Annotated in this window: 15 protein-coding genes; 4 read left to right on the top strand and 11 right to left on the bottom strand. The window is 64.6% G+C overall.

From position 1 onward, the window contains the following. Positions 1 to 48: 48 nt before the first annotated feature. The 3 genes from motB to ACVWWJ_RS05125 form a co-directional block, all read right to left on the bottom strand. Positions 49 to 1074, bottom strand: a complete 1026-nt coding sequence (gene motB, locus ACVWWJ_RS05135; protein ID WP_159889252.1) for a flagellar motor protein MotB — start codon at positions 1072 to 1074, stop codon at positions 49 to 51. A 6-nt stretch (positions 1075 to 1080) separates the two neighbouring features. Further along, positions 1081 to 1935, bottom strand: a complete 855-nt coding sequence (motA, locus tag ACVWWJ_RS05130; protein WP_159889254.1) for a flagellar motor stator protein MotA — start codon at positions 1933 to 1935, stop codon at positions 1081 to 1083. An 80-nt stretch (positions 1936 to 2015) separates the two neighbouring features. Continuing rightward, complete coding sequence (locus ACVWWJ_RS05125) at positions 2016 to 3329, bottom strand: two-component system sensor histidine kinase NtrB (protein WP_456967000.1); 1314 nt, start codon at positions 3327 to 3329, stop codon at positions 2016 to 2018. Between the two features lie 134 nt (positions 3330 to 3463). On the opposite strand from ACVWWJ_RS05125, the gene ACVWWJ_RS05120 reads away from it, so the two are divergent. Then, complete coding sequence (locus ACVWWJ_RS05120) at positions 3464 to 3829, top strand: response regulator (protein ID WP_456966999.1); 366 nt, start codon at positions 3464 to 3466, stop codon at positions 3827 to 3829. A 21-nt stretch (positions 3830 to 3850) separates the two neighbouring features. On the opposite strand, the gene ACVWWJ_RS05115 is transcribed toward ACVWWJ_RS05120, so the two are convergent. Continuing rightward, positions 3851 to 4192, bottom strand: a complete 342-nt coding sequence (locus ACVWWJ_RS05115) for a hypothetical protein (protein ID WP_456966998.1) — start codon at positions 4190 to 4192, stop codon at positions 3851 to 3853. A gap of 202 nt (positions 4193 to 4394) precedes the next feature. Here ACVWWJ_RS05115 and ACVWWJ_RS05110 point away from each other — a divergent pair, with 202 nt between their 5' ends. After that, positions 4395 to 4634, top strand: coding sequence for a hypothetical protein (locus ACVWWJ_RS05110; protein WP_159889262.1), 240 nt, complete (start codon positions 4395 to 4397; stop codon positions 4632 to 4634). A 100-nt stretch (positions 4635 to 4734) separates the two neighbouring features. Here the strand turns inward: ACVWWJ_RS05110 and secF are convergent, their stop codons facing one another. The 4 genes from secF to tgt all read right to left on the bottom strand — a co-directional run bounded on the left by secF (position 4735) and on the right by tgt (position 9265). Further along, on the bottom strand, positions 4735 to 5697 hold the full coding sequence (gene secF / locus ACVWWJ_RS05105; RefSeq protein ID WP_159889264.1) for a protein translocase subunit SecF: 963 nt from the start codon (positions 5695 to 5697) through the stop codon (positions 4735 to 4737). 10 nt (positions 5698 to 5707) lie between these two features. Then, positions 5708 to 7582, bottom strand: coding sequence for a protein translocase subunit SecD (secD, locus tag ACVWWJ_RS05100; protein WP_159889266.1), 1875 nt, complete (start codon positions 7580 to 7582; stop codon positions 5708 to 5710). Between the two features lie 61 nt (positions 7583 to 7643). Continuing rightward, a complete protein-coding gene (yajC, locus tag ACVWWJ_RS05095; protein WP_159889268.1) occupies positions 7644 to 7988 on the bottom strand; it encodes a preprotein translocase subunit YajC in 345 nt (114 codons plus the stop codon). Between the two features lie 146 nt (positions 7989 to 8134). Then, positions 8135 to 9265 carry a tRNA guanosine(34) transglycosylase Tgt gene (gene tgt, locus ACVWWJ_RS05090; protein WP_456966996.1) on the bottom strand — a complete coding sequence of 377 codons (1131 nt, stop codon included), beginning with the start codon at positions 9263 to 9265 and terminating at the stop codon, positions 8135 to 8137. Between the two features lie 193 nt (positions 9266 to 9458). Here tgt and fliK point away from each other — a divergent pair, with 193 nt between their 5' ends. Together fliK and ACVWWJ_RS05080 are read left to right on the top strand one after the other, a co-directional pair. Further along, complete coding sequence (gene fliK / locus ACVWWJ_RS05085) at positions 9459 to 10640, top strand: flagellar hook-length control protein FliK (protein ID WP_159889272.1); 1182 nt, start codon at positions 9459 to 9461, stop codon at positions 10638 to 10640. After that, the gene (locus tag ACVWWJ_RS05080; protein ID WP_159889274.1) at positions 10637 to 10900 is read left to right on the top strand and encodes a flagellar type III secretion system protein FlhB; all 264 of its coding nucleotides are present in this window, start codon (positions 10637 to 10639) and stop codon (positions 10898 to 10900) included. Before fliK ends, ACVWWJ_RS05080 begins: the two co-directional genes overlap by 4 nt. A 77-nt stretch (positions 10901 to 10977) precedes the next feature. Here the strand turns inward: ACVWWJ_RS05080 and ACVWWJ_RS05075 are convergent, their stop codons facing one another. From ACVWWJ_RS05075 to murL, 3 genes are all read right to left on the bottom strand, one after another. Next, positions 10978 to 11397 carry a hypothetical protein gene (locus ACVWWJ_RS05075; protein WP_456966995.1) on the bottom strand — a complete coding sequence of 140 codons (420 nt, stop codon included), beginning with the start codon at positions 11395 to 11397 and terminating at the stop codon, positions 10978 to 10980. 77 nt (positions 11398 to 11474) lie between these two features. Further along, positions 11475 to 12827 (bottom strand): UDP-N-acetylmuramoyl-L-alanine--D-glutamate ligase, encoded by a 1353-nt coding sequence (gene murD, locus ACVWWJ_RS05070; RefSeq protein WP_159889278.1) that lies wholly within the window; start codon positions 12825 to 12827, stop codon positions 11475 to 11477. After that, positions 12814 to 14163: a UDP-N-acetyl-alpha-D-muramoyl-L-alanyl-L-glutamate epimerase gene (gene murL / locus ACVWWJ_RS05065; RefSeq protein WP_456969660.1), complete on the bottom strand. Its 1350-nt coding sequence runs from the start codon at positions 14161 to 14163 to the stop codon at positions 12814 to 12816. Before murL ends, murD begins: the two co-directional genes overlap by 14 nt. Positions 14164 to 14173 lie beyond the last annotated feature (10 nt).

The following is a 14173-nucleotide window of genomic DNA, read 5'->3' as shown; positions in this document are numbered from 1 at the left end:
TGTACCCCGATACTGACCGGGGAAGGTGACGGTTGCAAGTGGCCCGGATCAGCCGCCCGGCGTGCCTTCCACGGCCACGGGCATGGCGCTGCCGACCGCCGAAGACGGCGTCGCAGAGGGCGCGCCGGAAACACCTCCCTTCACATGATCGGCTTCCGCCGAATGCAGCGTGGGCACGGCAGGCAGCGTCGTATCTTCCGTCGCCACTTCCGTCGACAACGCGGCACGCGCCGCCTCGTTCGTCATCACGACGATACTGATACGACGATTGATCGCCGATGACGGATCGGCTTTGTCGAATGGCACCGATGCCGCCAGGCCGACGACACGCGCCACCTTGTCAGGCTGCATGCCGCCCTCGGTGAGCGTACGGCGCGCGGCGTTCGCGCGATCTGCCGAAAGTTCCCAGTTGCCGTAGGCGCTGTCCGCACGAATATACGGTGCGTTGTCCGTATGGCCGGAGATGCTGATCTTGTTCGGCACCTGGTTCACGAAGCCGGCCAACTCGTGAAGAATCTGCACGGTATAGGACTTCAGCGCACCGCTGCCCGTGTCGAACATCGGACGGTTCTGTTTGTCGACGATCTGGATGCGCAGGCCTTCGGAGGTGATGTCGATGAGCAGCTGGTCTTTGTAAGGGGCCATGGCCTGGCTCTTGGCGATCGCCTCGGTCAGGTCCTTCATCAACTGCTCGAGCCGGCGCTTTTCCTTCTCCTTGGCCAGCTTGTCGATATCCGATCCGCTGGGCTTGGCAAAGGCCTGGTTGTCCCCCGGCCCCTTGGGCAGGTCCATGGCACCGCCCAGCTTGATCATGCTGGTGCTCGCCCCGCCCGGCCCCATCTTGCCCGAGGGCGCCATGGTGGACTGGCCCTGGGTCATGCTCGGATTCTTGAAGTATTCGGAGATTGCCGCGCGCTGTTGCTTGGTGCCGGCGCCAACCAGCCACATGACCAGGAAGAAGGCCATCATGGCCGTGACGAAGTCGGCGTAGGCCACCTTCCACGCGCCGCCGTGGTGGCCATGGCCACCCGCCTTTTTCTTGCGGACGATGATGACTTGCTTGAGGTCGCTCATCGGGACTTACCGCGCGCTCTTCAGATGCGCTTCGAGGTCCTGGAAGGTCGGCCGCGACGTGGTCTGCAGCGACTTACGCGCGAACTCGACCGAGACCATCGGGTTATAGCCGCGCAGGTTGGCCAGCAGCCCGACCTTTACGCACTCGAATGCGCGGCCGTCCGTGCCCACACGGGCTTCCATCGCCGCCGATAGCGGGCCAATGAACCCGTAGGAGAGAAGGATGCCAAGGAACGTGCCCACGAGTGCGCCAGCGATGTGCTCGCCGATCACGGCGGCATCGCCGTCGATCGACTTCATGGTGATGACGATACCGAGCACCGCGGCGACGATACCGAAGCCCGGCAGGGCGTCGGCCATCTTCTGCACGGCGAGGGCCGGTGCCAGCGCCTGGTGGTGGTGCGTCTCCAGCTCCACATCGAGCAGTTGCTCGAGTTCGTGGGGATCCATGCTGCCGCCGACGATGAGGCGCAGGCAGTCGGTGATGAAATCGATGAGGTGGTGCTCCGCGATCAGGCGCGGATAGGCCGCGAAGAGGCTGCTGTTCGCTGGATCCTCGATGTGGGACTCCATGCCCAGCTGCCCTTCCTTACGCATCTTGGTGAAGATGTCGTAAAGCAGGGAGAGGAGGTCGATGTAGTCCTGCTTGCGGTAGCGGGGACCCTTGAACAGGCCCAGGGCATCGCGGCCCGCGCCCTTCACGATGTCGATCGAGTTGGCGCTGACGAACGCACCCACGGCGGCGCCGAAGATGATCAGCAGCTCGTAAGGCTGCCACAGGGCAGCGATCGAACCGTGCGAGAGCACATAGCCGCCCAGCACCGAGACCAGGACAACGATAAAACCGAAGATGACCAACATGACGTACTTCCTCCCAGTCGTTTTTCTTATCGGCCGGTGTCGTTAAAAATGAAGGAACTTCGTCACGGTTTCTGCACGATTCACTCCGTGGGCTCGAGCGGTTCGGGATAACGCGGAAAGACCAGCCGGATGCGCGTGCCGACACCGGCCTCGCTTTCGATTTCGATGCCGCCGCCTGCCTGCGCCACGGTGCCGTACACCTGGGCCAGCCCCAGTCCGGAGCCACCCTCCTTCGTCGTAAAGTACGGTTCGAACAGGCGCTGGCGAACGTCCTCGCCCATGCCACCGCCGGTATCCGTCACGCTGACGAAAATCTGACGGGTGTCCGCGCGTTCACGCAGTACATCGCCCGTGGACCCACCCCCCATCCGTTCTCCTACCTCGATCACGATCTTGCCCATGCCCTCCATGGCATCGCGTGCGTTGAGGCATACGTTCATGAGCGCTTGCTCAAGCCCGTGACGGTCGAGCCAGACTGGCAGGGGCCCGGGTTGCCGGAACACCTCGATGGCGATGCGCCCGCTCATCCCGTGACGCGCGAAGTCCGTGAATCCCTCCACGACGTCGCCCAGGTCGAAGGGCTCGGGGCGCGCTTGCTGGTTCCGGGCGAAGGCAAGGAGCCGTCGCGTGAGAGCGGTCGCGTGCCGGGCACCCTCCACCGCGTAGGTGAGCATCCGCCGGTGGCGGGGCGCGAGCTCGTCCACGTCGTCCTGAAGTCCGGACAGGCTGACGATGACGGTCTGCAGCATGTTGTTGAAGTCGTGGGCAATACCGCTGACCAGCTGACCGATCGCCTGCTGCTTCTGGGCCTGGCGCGCGCTGGCTTCGGCGAGGTCACGCCCGCGGTTGGCCATTGCCAGTTGCTCACTCACACCGGCCAGCGTGCTCTCGGCCTCGCGCCGCGCCCCATGCTCGGACTCCAGCCGTTCCATGAGGGTGCCGTATTGTGTCGTCGCACTCGCCGACCGCGCGACCGACTCGTTGAGGCGATCCTGCAGGAGTTCGTTGATTGCCTCGAGCGCCGCCTGCAGGGCGACGCGCTCGGTGACGTCGCGGCTGATCACGATGAAGTGGTCGAGCACGTCGTTACACACGACCGGGGAAACCGTCACCTCCCACCAGCGGGACGTGCCCGCGGAGGTTTGCCGTGCGCTGACGAAGTCCACGCGCTCGCCGGTCGCGGCCCGGTCCAGCGCCCGCGCGACCATGTCGCGTGCCTCCACGGGCCACAACTCGAGCCAGCGCGTGCCCAGCAGATGTTCAATGCCATCGGGCGCCAGCGCCGCGCAGCCAAGTCCGGCCACGAACCGGATAACCCCGTCGCGGTCGAGCTCCTTCATGCAATCGGCGGAGGCCTCGACGAACTGCCTGTATCGCCCATCCCCATTACTCATGGCGCGCCCGTCATCCCCTTGTCCTCTGCTTCGATATGACGCGCCGCGGCATGGCTTCATGTCAAGGCAAATCTGTCACGCCGCCCCGACGATCTCTGGTGGAGAGTGCCTGTCATCGCCCTCACGGATTACCCATGACCGCCACTGGACATGTACTCGTCGTGGAAGACGACCCCAGCGTGCTCGACATCACCAGCTACATGCTGGAGCTGGAGGGCTACCAGGTACTTACGGCCATGAACGCTAACGAGGCGCTGGCCCAGCTCGCGATCCATCCCGAAGTGGAGCTCATGCTGACCGACGTGAACATGCCCGGCGTCATGGACGGGATCGACCTTGTCCGCGAATTGCAGCGGCGGGGAAGCCCGGTCAGTTGCGTCGTCGTCTCAGGGGACGCCCTGCACGCCAGCGACCGGCTGGGCAAGCTGGTGCCCTTCCTGGCGAAACCCTACGACCGCCGGAGCCTGCTCAAGGCCGTTGGCGACGCCATGCCGCACTGAACCTGCCGCATCGGGCGGACGTCATTCGTCCCGGGGGTGAATCCGTTCGTCGTCCTCGTCTTCCTCGTCGTCGTCCTGCTCATCCTCCGCCACGGGCTCACCGAGTTTGTCGTCGTCGAAACCCGTCTCGTCCTCGGCAAAAATCGGCGCCCCTTCTTCATCGACCTCCAGGACCAGACCTAGCGCCTTCTCGGCGGCGACCCTGGCGCTCTCCTCGTCGCGGAAGCTGCGGTTGTCGTAGACCGTGAAGTAGCTGGGGAAGCCCCGGCCGGACGGATGCGATGACAGCAGCGCCTTGAAGCGCGCGCCGTCCTTGGTCGTGCTGCTGCGTAAGGTAAAGCCGGGAAATGCGCGTTCTGCCATGGGTGGGGCCTCGTCGGGGTTGCAAATTCTAGCCCAGCCGGGGCCTTGCAGGCCCTACCTCAAAAAGTGGGATACACGTCACGGGCACTGTTCAGCCAAGCGGCACTTGCCCCTCAAGTTCTTGTAGGGTATTTCCTACAACAAGCGGCCTCACACAGAATTCACGACGGCCGCGAAACAGGGGAACAGGGGCAGTATCAGCATGAATCTCATCACCACCACGTCGCCTTCCCGGCGTCTGGCGTGGACCGTATCCGCCGTACTGGCGATCGCCGGCATCATCGGGCTGGCGCTCGCGCCCAGGGTTGCCGCCGCGATCCCCCGGACAGCGATACAGATGGTCTACGCCTGGCTTTGCGCGTCGCTCGTAGGCTCCGCCTATGTCGTGCTCACGCTGGCCAACGACGCTGAAGGCGCCATCGAGGACAGGGACGACTTCTGAACTCAGGGACGGGGTGTCACAAAAAGAAGGCCGCCGGGAAACCGGCGGCCTTCTTTTTGTCACACCACTGTGGGAGCCGCTTCAGCGGCCAGCGACATCCTTACGGGCGACGCTCCAGCTCCGGATCTTCCTTGGTACGCGGCATGAGGTCCTTCTTCGACACGCCCAGCCACAGCAGGATCGGGCTGGCGATGAAGATCGAGGACAGCGTGCCGACCAGGATGCCGATGAGCATGGTGATCGCGAAGCCGTGGACGACCGGGCCACCGATGAAGAACAGCGCCGCCATGGTGATGCCGGTGAACAGCGAGGTGATGATCGTTCGCGACAGCGTACTGTTGATCGAACGGTTCAGCACTTCTTCCGGCGTGGCGTTGCGGCTGGCACGGAACAGTTCGCGGACGCGGTCGAACACGACCACCTTGTCGTTGATCGAGTAACCGACCACCGCGAGCACCGAGGCAAGCACGGTCAGGTCGAAGTCACGCTGGGTGATCGCGAAGATGCCAAGGGTGACCAGCACATCGTGGATTTCGGTGGCCAGCGCGGCGAGCGCGAAGCGCCACTCGAAGCGGATCCACAGGTAACCCATGATGCCGATGATGACGAAGGCCACGGCGACCACGCCGTCGCTGCGCAGCTCTTCACCGACCTGCGGGCCGACGAAGGAGCGGCTCTTCTGGATCACGTCCGGACGAGTGACCTTGAGCGCGGCGATGACATCGCCCGCCACCTTGGCTGCGGCTTCGTCGCCGGTCAGCGAGACCGAGTTCTTGTCGTCCTTGGGCTGCATGCGGATGGTGAAGTCGCGCGTGCCGCCAACGGCCTGAACCAGCGGGTTCTCGAGGCCGGATTTCTCCAGGGCCGAGCGAACGTCGGCCGGATCGATCGGGCTCTGGTACTCCACCTCGACGGCAACGCCGCCGACGAAGTCCTGGCCGTAATTGAAACCCTTGGTAAGAATCAGGCCGATCGAGCCGAGCATCAGAAGGATGCCGAGACCGATGCTGAAACGACGCAGGCCGAGGAAGTTGAAGTTCGAATTGTGGTTGAAGATTTCCATGGCTTCCTCCTCAGACCGACAGGGTCTTGAGCTTGCGGCCGCCATGGATCAGCGCGGTGATGGCGTGTGTGACCGTCACCGACGTGAACATCGACGTGAGGATACCGATGAACAGCGTGACACCGAAGCCCTTGATCGGACCCGAGCCCATGGTCATCAGGCCGAGCGCGGCGAGCAGGTGGGTCACGTTGGCGTCGAGAATCGTCGCCCAGGCCTTGTCGTAACCGGTACGGATCGACGCCAGCGGCGATGAGCCGTTGCGCAGTTCCTCACGGATGCGTTCGCAGATGAGCACGTTCGCGTCGATCGCCATACCGAGGGTCAGCACGATACCCGCGATGCCCGGCATCGTCAGGGTGACGTGGATCATCGACATGACGGCGATGAGCAGCACCAGGTTGAAGAACAGCGCGACGTCGGCAACCAGGCCAAAGAGCTTGTAGTAGATCGCCGCGGCCACCAGCACGAGGCCGAGGCCGAGCATGACCGCCTTGAAGCCCTTGTCGATGTTGTCCGCACCAAGGCTGGGACCGATCACGCTTTCACCGACGATGTCGATGGGCACCGCAAGCGAACCGCCGCGCAACAGCAGCGCCAGTTCCGAGGCTTCCGAATCACTCGGCAGGCCGTTGGTCGAGAACTGTTTGCCGAACGGGGAACTGATGTTCGCGTAGTTGATCACCTCTTCGGTGATCTTCGGCGTCTTCACTTCCTTACCGTCGATCGTCTTTGTATCGGTCGTACGAGTGATATAGAGCACGGCCATCGGCTTGCCGACATTGCCGTTGGTGAAGTCCTGCATCTTGCGCGCGCCCGCGCTGTTCAGCGAAACGCTGACGTTGGGCGAACCGTTCTGCTGGTCGCGACCGGAAACGGCCGAGGTGAGTTCGTCACCGGTGGCGATGATGGTCTTGCTGAGCAGGTACGGACGACCGTCACGGCCGTAATAGAGCTTGGCATCCGGCGGTACGCTGCCCGAGCGGGCCGCATCCACCGCCTGCTGCGGCGTGTAGAGGCCAGCGCGGTACTGCAGCGTGGCCACGGCACCGATGATCTTCTTCGCCTCGGCGGTGTCCTGCACGCCGGCGAGTTCCACCACGATCTGGTTGGCGCCCTGCTGCTGGATCAGCGGCTCGGATACACCCAGCGCATTCACGCGCTGGCGCAGCGTGGTCAGGTTCTGCGTGATCATGCTCTGCGAGAGCTCGCGCAGCTTGGCCGGCTTGATCACCGTGTTGAGGATGAAACGATTGCCCGTGGCCGCACCGTCGGTAGCCGTGAGTTCCGGATAGTCGGTAGCGATGAGCGAAGCCGCCGACTGGCGGTCCGCATCCGTGCGCAGCACGACGCTGACGCCCTGGCCACGCGCATTGCGATTGACGGCGTCGTAGGACACCTTCTTCTCGCGCAGCAACGCGCGGATGTCATCGGCGTAGCGCGTTTCCTGCGCATCGATGACCGCGCCCTGATCCACTTCCATCAGGAAGTGCACACCACCCTGAAGGTCGAGGCCGAGCGGCATCGAGAAGGCGTTGATCGACTGCAGCCACGACGGCACGGTCGAGGCCTGGTTGAGCGCGACGGTATAGGTTTCGCCCAGGGTCGTACGCAGTGCGTCAGACGCCTTGCTCTGTGCGTCCGCCGTGGCGAAGCGCGCCAGCAGGCGGCTGGTCTTCGTATCGACATCGATCGCCGAGGCCGGCGTCTTCGCCGTGGCGAGGATGCCCTCGACCTTGGTCTTCAGTGCTGCGTCGACCGTCGCGCCGCGGTTGCCCGAGATCTGCACCGCCGGCTGCGGCGGGAAGACGTTCGGCAACGCGTAAACGATGCCGAGCAGCAACACGATCACAACCAGCGCGTACTTCCAGCGTGGAAAATCACTCATGCCTTGCCATTCCATGAAAAGCGGCCACAAGCGGCCGCGGCTGACGCCATTGAGACAAAGCTCAGGACTTCTTGAGGCTGCCCTTCGGCAGGACCTGGGTGATCGAGCCCTTCTGGACCTGGACAACGGTACCCGGGGCGATCTCCACGCGGACGAAAGACTCACCCACGTCCTCGATGCGGCCGGCGAGACCGCCACCCATCACCACTTCGTCGCCCTTGGCGAGCGCGGACAGAAGGTTGCGGTGCTCCTTCTGACGCTTCATCTGCGGGCGGATCATCATGAAATAGAAGATGCCGAACAGCACCGCCATCATGATCAGCGGCGAGAGGCCCAGTGCCCCACCCTGGGGGGAGGCGGCGGGAGCAGCGGCCTGTGCAATGGCGGCGAAGGTCGGAAGGCTCATCGTCAATTCTCGCAAGTCATGGAACAGCCACGGAAAAGCGGCTGCTCACGTAAAAAGATCGTGGATTATGCCACGCACCCCGGCGCTTATGTACCGCGCCCCGCCAAGGCTTGGGGGCGCCGTGTAGCGGCCGCAAGCCCGCTGGGTCAGCCGTCGACCTCGGCCTTGCGCCGTGCCGCATAGAAGTCGGCGACGAAATCGTCCAGCGTCCCGGTCTCGATCGCGCTGCGCAGCCCGGCCATGAGCCGCTGGTAGTGACGCAGGTTGTGCATGGTGGCCAGCTGGCTGCCGAGGATCTCGTTGCAGCGGTCCAGGTGGCGCAGGTAGGCCCGACTGAAGCCGTTGGCGCAGGCGTAGCAGTCGCAATCTTCTTCGATAACGCGGGTATCCATCGATAACTTCGCGTTACGGATGCGCAAAGTGCCCTCGCGGGTAAAGAGGAAACCGTTGCGGGCGTTGCGGGTCGGCATGACGCAGTCGAACATGTCGACACCGCGACGCACGGCCTCCACGATGTCCTCCGGCCGGCCCACACCCATCAGGTAACGCGGGCGGTCCTTGGGCAGCATATGCAGCGTCAGATCGAGCGTATGGTTGCGCTCGGCTTCCGGCTCACCGACCGCGAGACCGCCCACGGCGTAGCCATCGAAGCCGATCTCGATCAGCCGCTCGGCCGAACGATGGCGCAGGTTTTCGTAGGTGCTGCCCTGGACGATGCCGAATAGGGCATTCGGGTTCTTGAGGTCGTCGAAGGCCTGGCGCGAGCGCTCGGCCCAGCGCAGGCTGAGCTCCATGGAGTCCGAGGCGACCTTCTCCGTCGCCGGGTACGGCGTGCACTCGTCGAAAATCATCGCTACGTCGGAATCCAGGACCTTCTGAATCCGCATGGACTCCTCGGGCGAGAGGAACACCTTCGAGCCGTCCACCGGCGAGGCGAAGGTCACGCCTTCCTCGGTGATCTTCCGCTTGTGCGCCAGCGAGAACACCTGGAAACCGCCGGAATCGGTAAGGATCGGCTTGTCCCAGCCGATGAACTTATGCAGGCCGCCGAATTCACCGACGATCTCCAGACCGGGGCGCAGGAACAGGTGAAAGGTGTTGCCGAGGATGATCTCCGCGCCCGTGTCGAGCACGTCGCGGGGGGTCATGGCCTTGACGGAACCATAGGTGCCCACCGGCATGAAGGCCGGGGTTTCCACGGTGCCACGGCCGAATCGGAGACGGCCACGCCGGGCCGCGCCATCGGTGGCGAGGAGGTCGAAAGGAAGCTGGGTCATCCGCCTATTCTAGCGTGGACCCGTCGCCGGAGCTCCCGGCAGCCAGAGCGTAACTCTGGGGGAGCCGATTCATCGGCGGTCCGGCGGCAGCCGGCCCAGCCCCCGCCCTAAAGTTTCGCAAGATTCCGCCGATCTCCTAAGCCACAGGAGCGCGTCCAGCCGGATTCGCCCAGGCCCTCGGGAGGACCTGCCCTTGATCATCCAGCCGACCAGTATCGCTGCCCAGCTTTGGGCTGGCGCGGTCTCCGGTACGACCGCGGCGGCGGATACATGGCGCGTGGGTACCCTGCTGACGGCTCGGATCCTGGGGCAGACCGATATCGGCAAGCTGCTCCTCGACATCGGCGGCCTGACCGTCGAGGCGGATGCAGCGGGTACTTCGCTGCCCCAGCAGTTCCAGGTTCGTGTCCTGACTCAGGGCACCCAGCCCCAGCTCGAGGTGATGCCCGGCAAGGTCGACGAACAGGTCGCCATGCAGGGCCTGCGTGAGCGGTTGCCCCTGCAGAACGGTTATGCCCAGTTACTGGGTGTGCTCTCGGCGCTGGCCAGCCGGCCGATCGCCCGCACCTTGCCTGCGCCGTTGCGCGCCGCCCTGGCCACCCTGGAAGCCGCGATCAGCAAACCGGACGAGGTGAGCTCGCCACTGGGCATGAAGGAAGCCATCGCGAAGAGCGGTGCCTTCCTGGAAGCCCATCTCACCGATCCAAAGGAAGAGACGCCTGCCGCCGACGACTTCAAGGCGGCATTGATGTCGCTTCGTCGCGCGCTCGCCGATCTGCCGGCGTCCCGACCCGCGCCTCGTCCCGGTGCCGACACCCCGCCTGCTCGCCCCCTCAACGACACACCGCCGCCCCTCGCGCAACGCGCCCTCGTGGCCCAGCCACGCGCCGGCGTTCTCGCCGAGACAGCGGTCACCGAAGACAACGTCGACGAACTGGTCGGCCAGCTACGCGGCGATGTACGCGCGGCGTTGTCCCGCGTCGAGATCGGCCAGTTGGAGTCGCAACCCCAGTCCGGGCTGTGGATGATCGAGATTCCGCTGGCGGGCGTGCGCGGCTACGACGTGCTGCAGTTGCGGATCGAAGAAGGCAAGCCGAGCACGTCCGATCCGGAAGGAATGTGGACTGTCGGCTTTGCGATCGACCCGCCGACACTCGGCGCCGTGCAGGGAGAAATCCAGCTCCGCGTACCGCGTGTCTCGGTACGACTGTGGGCCCAGCATGGCGAGACCGTGTCGCGCCTGGAAACCGAATTCATGTCGCTGCGTCGGCAACTCGAAAAGAGCGGCCTGCAGCTCGACCACTTCGCCTGCATGCACGGCCTCCCCGTCCCGACCAGCGCGTACAGCGCGGTTCTCCTCGAAGCACGCGCATGAACCAGTCCCTTCCCTCACCCCGCCGCAGCGTGACGCTCCGCCTCGCCTCGCCCACCAGCAATGGCAGCAACCAGCGCATCGACGCAGCGGGCGTGAAGTCCATGCTCGAGCGTGCACAGGCACTTGGCCTGGCGCCGCAACTGGACCCGCAGATTGCAACGTTGCTGGCTGCCGTACGCCTGCGCGACGACGTTCCGCCGGAGTTGTATGCGGCGTTGGCGGCTGTCGTCGGGACGTTGTTGAGCGCCACGCACGACTGATCCGGTCAGTGCGTCAGTGATCACGTGCGCCTCCGTCGTAGACCGCGACATTGGGTTGTCCGTAGATATTTACGCAATCACGCCCAGATGTCCCACCGAAGTATGGATCCGCGGATCGATCGCCACTCACCGACGCCGTCAGCTTCCTTGACGTACTGAGTAAGTTCTCCTTCGATGTAGTTCTGCACCAGGATACCGCCCATGCGGTATCGATGATCCTCTCTCATTCCGGCGCGGAGACTGGTGGTCTCGACATCACGAAGGAGCGAGATGAGCTTCACCGAATCATCAACTGACTCCGAGAGCCCGGCGTAGTCGATGTGTCGTTCGGAATCGTCCGTGAATCCGGTCCTTTCAACGATTGCGCCACTGGCATCGCGACACCCGTGGTCGGCGCTGTGAATGACGACAGGGCCAGCAATGCGCAGACGGATGACCTGAGTTCTCGCTTCATAAGCCTTCCTCCTGAATGAGGCATCCAGACTAAGGAAGGGCATCTATCGGCTTATGCAGGCGAAGTCATTCCAAGCGCGTAGCTACGCGCCCGCATTGCTCAGGGTGCGCTCAACAAGGATCAGGAAACGCCGAGACCCTGAATGTGAGCCGCGTCTGACTCGAAGCCAGCCAACTCCGCAAAGCGCTTACCGCGCTCGGCATAATCACGAAACTGATCGAAGCTCGGCGCGCCGGGGGACAGCACGACAACACCGTCACCCCTAAGGGCGTCGCGAGCCGCGCCGATCGCGGCAGCGAGATCGATGGCGCGATAGACATTGCGCACGCCGGCCGCTTCCAGAGCATCGGCGATACGCGGCCCGTTGCGCCCCTGACAAACGATCGCCTCGGGCGAATGCACGCGCATCGCTTCGACGAACGGCGTCCAGTCGAGTCCCCGGTCGTGGCCGCCGACGATCAACGCGGCGCGCGCGTTGCCGACGGTTTCCAACGCGGCGAGGCTCGCCAGCGGCGTCGTGCTGATGGAGTCGTTGATCCAGTCGAGACCATCGCGCTTGCCCAGCGGCTGCAAGCGATGCGGCAACGGTACAAAACTCGACAACGCGGGTGCAGCCGCGCGCGCATCGAGCCCCATGATCTCCAGCGCGGCCAGCGCAGCGCATGCGTTGATCGCATTGTGCAGGCCGGGAGCGGAAACGCGATCGGCCGGAATGACATCTTCGGCAGCGCGGCGAATCCAGCCATCCGCAACATGCCAGTGCGAGGTGTCGCCGAAGGTATGCAACGCGGGATGCTCGGCGGCGCGCGCCAGTAACGCGAGTTGCATCGCATTGACCAGCACCTTCGCCGACAAAGCCAACAGCTTCAGCTTGTCGTCGACGTAGCGCTCTCGCGACCCATGCCAGTCCAGGTGTTCTTCGTACAGGCTGGTCACGACGCCGAGGCTCACGCCCGATGCTTCGCTCGTCTGGAAGCTCGACAGCTCGATGACCCATAGGTCGGCGGTCTCATCATCCAGCTCGAGCAGGGGCAGCCCGATGTTTCCAACGAGCGCCGTACGCACGCCTATCGACCGGGCGAGGTGCGCGATCAATGCCGAGGTGGTGCTCTTGCCCTTGGTCCCCGTCACCGCGATGGTGTTCGCTGTCGGGTGCGCCGCGAACCACAGCGCGGTACCGGAAGTGAACCGGGTGCCGCGGGCCTGCGCCTCGAGCAGTTCCGGCTTGTACGCGGAAATACCGGGCGACTTGATGACAACGTCGTAACCGGCCAGCGCATCGCCATCGGGCGCGGCGTCGTGCACGCGCACAGCCGGAAACGCAGCACGCGCCGAATCCGCTTCATCGGCCGCGCAGTACAGGTCGACAACCTGCCCCGGCGCGTGCCGCGCCAGCGCATTCAGCGCGGCGCGCCCTTCGCGACCGAAACCCCAGACGGCGACGCGTCGCCCGGCGAGATCAGCCCAACGCATCCAGCGCTCCCGCCAGCCGCTGCGGAACCAGATGCGAAGCACCCGGCTTCAGCCATGGCTCAAGCGCGAGTTCGTCGCGATCCAGCTGCGGCAGGATTTCGCGGCGGAAACGCGCAACCAGCGCATCCTCACGCCATTCCGGGCGCTCGGCCAGGGAGGCCAGCGCAGCGCGGGCTTCCGCCCCCTCGCCCACGCACTCGAAGGGTTTGTGGTCTTTGTATTCCAGCAGCGCGTCGAATGCGCCGGCGAGCGCATCGTCGTCGAGCAGGTTACGCCCGAAGATCGAGACCAGTCGCGGCTTGGCCATGAACGGCGCGAGCGCGAGGAAAACGAAGTGGCACTTCGGGCACTGTCCGCACCAGCGATCCGCCGGTTTCGGACCAAGAATGCGGAAGTTGCGGTTGCAGCTGGAGAACACGTCGAAGTACGCGCCGCCAAGCCGGGCGAACGCGCTGGTGACAGCGAGCTCGGACCACGGCCGCAACAGCGAGCAATAGTCGAGGTCGGCGGCGACATGCGTGTGGATGTAGTCGTGCAGGGTCTTCTCGAAACCAAAGCCCTTGCTCCACTGGTGGTTCACTTCCTGCCCCTCGTATTCGAGGGTTGCGACCGAGGCAGAGCGTTCGTTGGCGAACACTACCGAGTCGTAGCCGTAAAGCACGGCCGCCACGGTGAGGATCACTGAGTTGATCGCAGTGACCGGGATGTGCCCGTTCCACGCACCGAGGCGATTGAGCTCGAACAGGCCCGGCGCGAGTTCGCGCGAGATGTTCAGCGTCGACAGGCCCGTGCGCTCCGCGCACTCGGCGATCAGTGGCGAATTGCCCACCCAGGTCGCCGTGGCGTCGGCGCCGATCGACTTCACCGCTTCAACGGCGACCACCGAATCCTTGCCGCCGCCGATCGGCAGCAGCGAACGCTTCGGCAGGCCGATCGCCGGTGCATGCGAAGCGGCCTTGCGCTCGAACGGAAACGCGATGCGCGAGCGCAGGTCGAGCCGGTTGCGATAAGCGAACTCGGCCAGGCCATGCAGGTACAGCGCATTGAGCATCGACGCGCTGTCTTCGTCGAGCGACTCGCCTTCGACGACGATCGTCTCGGGGATACCCGCCTTGTAGTAGCTGACACCGGCCACGAGATGCAACAGGCGCAGCGCCGCGGCGAATGCCGCCTTACGCGCCACAGGCACGGCGGGCGCACCCGGGAAGGTCACGCGCTCGGTCAGCTCCGGACCGTCGTCGAACGCGTAGACGAGCTCGGCGACGCCATCGGCAAAACCATGCCGAACGAAGCGGAAGCGCTGGCTCGCGCGCGGATCGAATGGGCATGTCCTTATTGATCACATC

Source organism: Luteibacter sp. HA06 (genome assembly GCF_054061215.1).
This window is presented reverse-complemented; position numbering and strand designations above follow the sequence as displayed.

Coding starts and splice junctions, on each gene's coding strand:
- motB (WP_159889252.1), bottom strand. CDS start 1,074: ATGAGCGACCTCAAGCAAGTCATCATCGTCCGCAAGAAAAAGGCGGGT.
- ACVWWJ_RS05120 (WP_456966999.1), top strand. CDS start 3,464: ATGACCGCCACTGGACATGTACTCGTCGTGGAAGACGACCCCAGCGTG.
- ACVWWJ_RS05115 (WP_456966998.1), bottom strand. CDS start 4,192: ATGGCAGAACGCGCATTTCCCGGCTTTACCTTACGCAGCAGCACGACC.
- murD (WP_159889278.1), bottom strand. CDS start 12,827: ATGCGTTGGGCTGATCTCGCCGGGCGACGCGTCGCCGTCTGGGGTTTC.
- ACVWWJ_RS05080 (WP_159889274.1), top strand. CDS start 10,637: ATGAACCAGTCCCTTCCCTCACCCCGCCGCAGCGTGACGCTCCGCCTC.
- motA (WP_159889254.1), bottom strand. CDS start 1,935: ATGTTGGTCATCTTCGGTTTTATCGTTGTCCTGGTCTCGGTGCTGGGC.
- yajC (WP_159889268.1), bottom strand. CDS start 7,988: ATGAGCCTTCCGACCTTCGCCGCCATTGCACAGGCCGCTGCTCCCGCC.
- secF (WP_159889264.1), bottom strand. CDS start 5,697: ATGGAAATCTTCAACCACAATTCGAACTTCAACTTCCTCGGCCTGCGT.
- ACVWWJ_RS05125 (WP_456967000.1), bottom strand. CDS start 3,329: ATGAGTAATGGGGATGGGCGATACAGGCAGTTCGTCGAGGCCTCCGCC.
- tgt (WP_456966996.1), bottom strand. CDS start 9,265: ATGACCCAGCTTCCTTTCGACCTCCTCGCCACCGATGGCGCGGCCCGG.
- ACVWWJ_RS05075 (WP_456966995.1), bottom strand. CDS start 11,397: ATGCCCTTCCTTAGTCTGGATGCCTCATTCAGGAGGAAGGCTTATGAA.
- ACVWWJ_RS05110 (WP_159889262.1), top strand. CDS start 4,395: ATGAATCTCATCACCACCACGTCGCCTTCCCGGCGTCTGGCGTGGACC.
- secD (WP_159889266.1), bottom strand. CDS start 7,582: ATGAGTGATTTTCCACGCTGGAAGTACGCGCTGGTTGTGATCGTGTTG.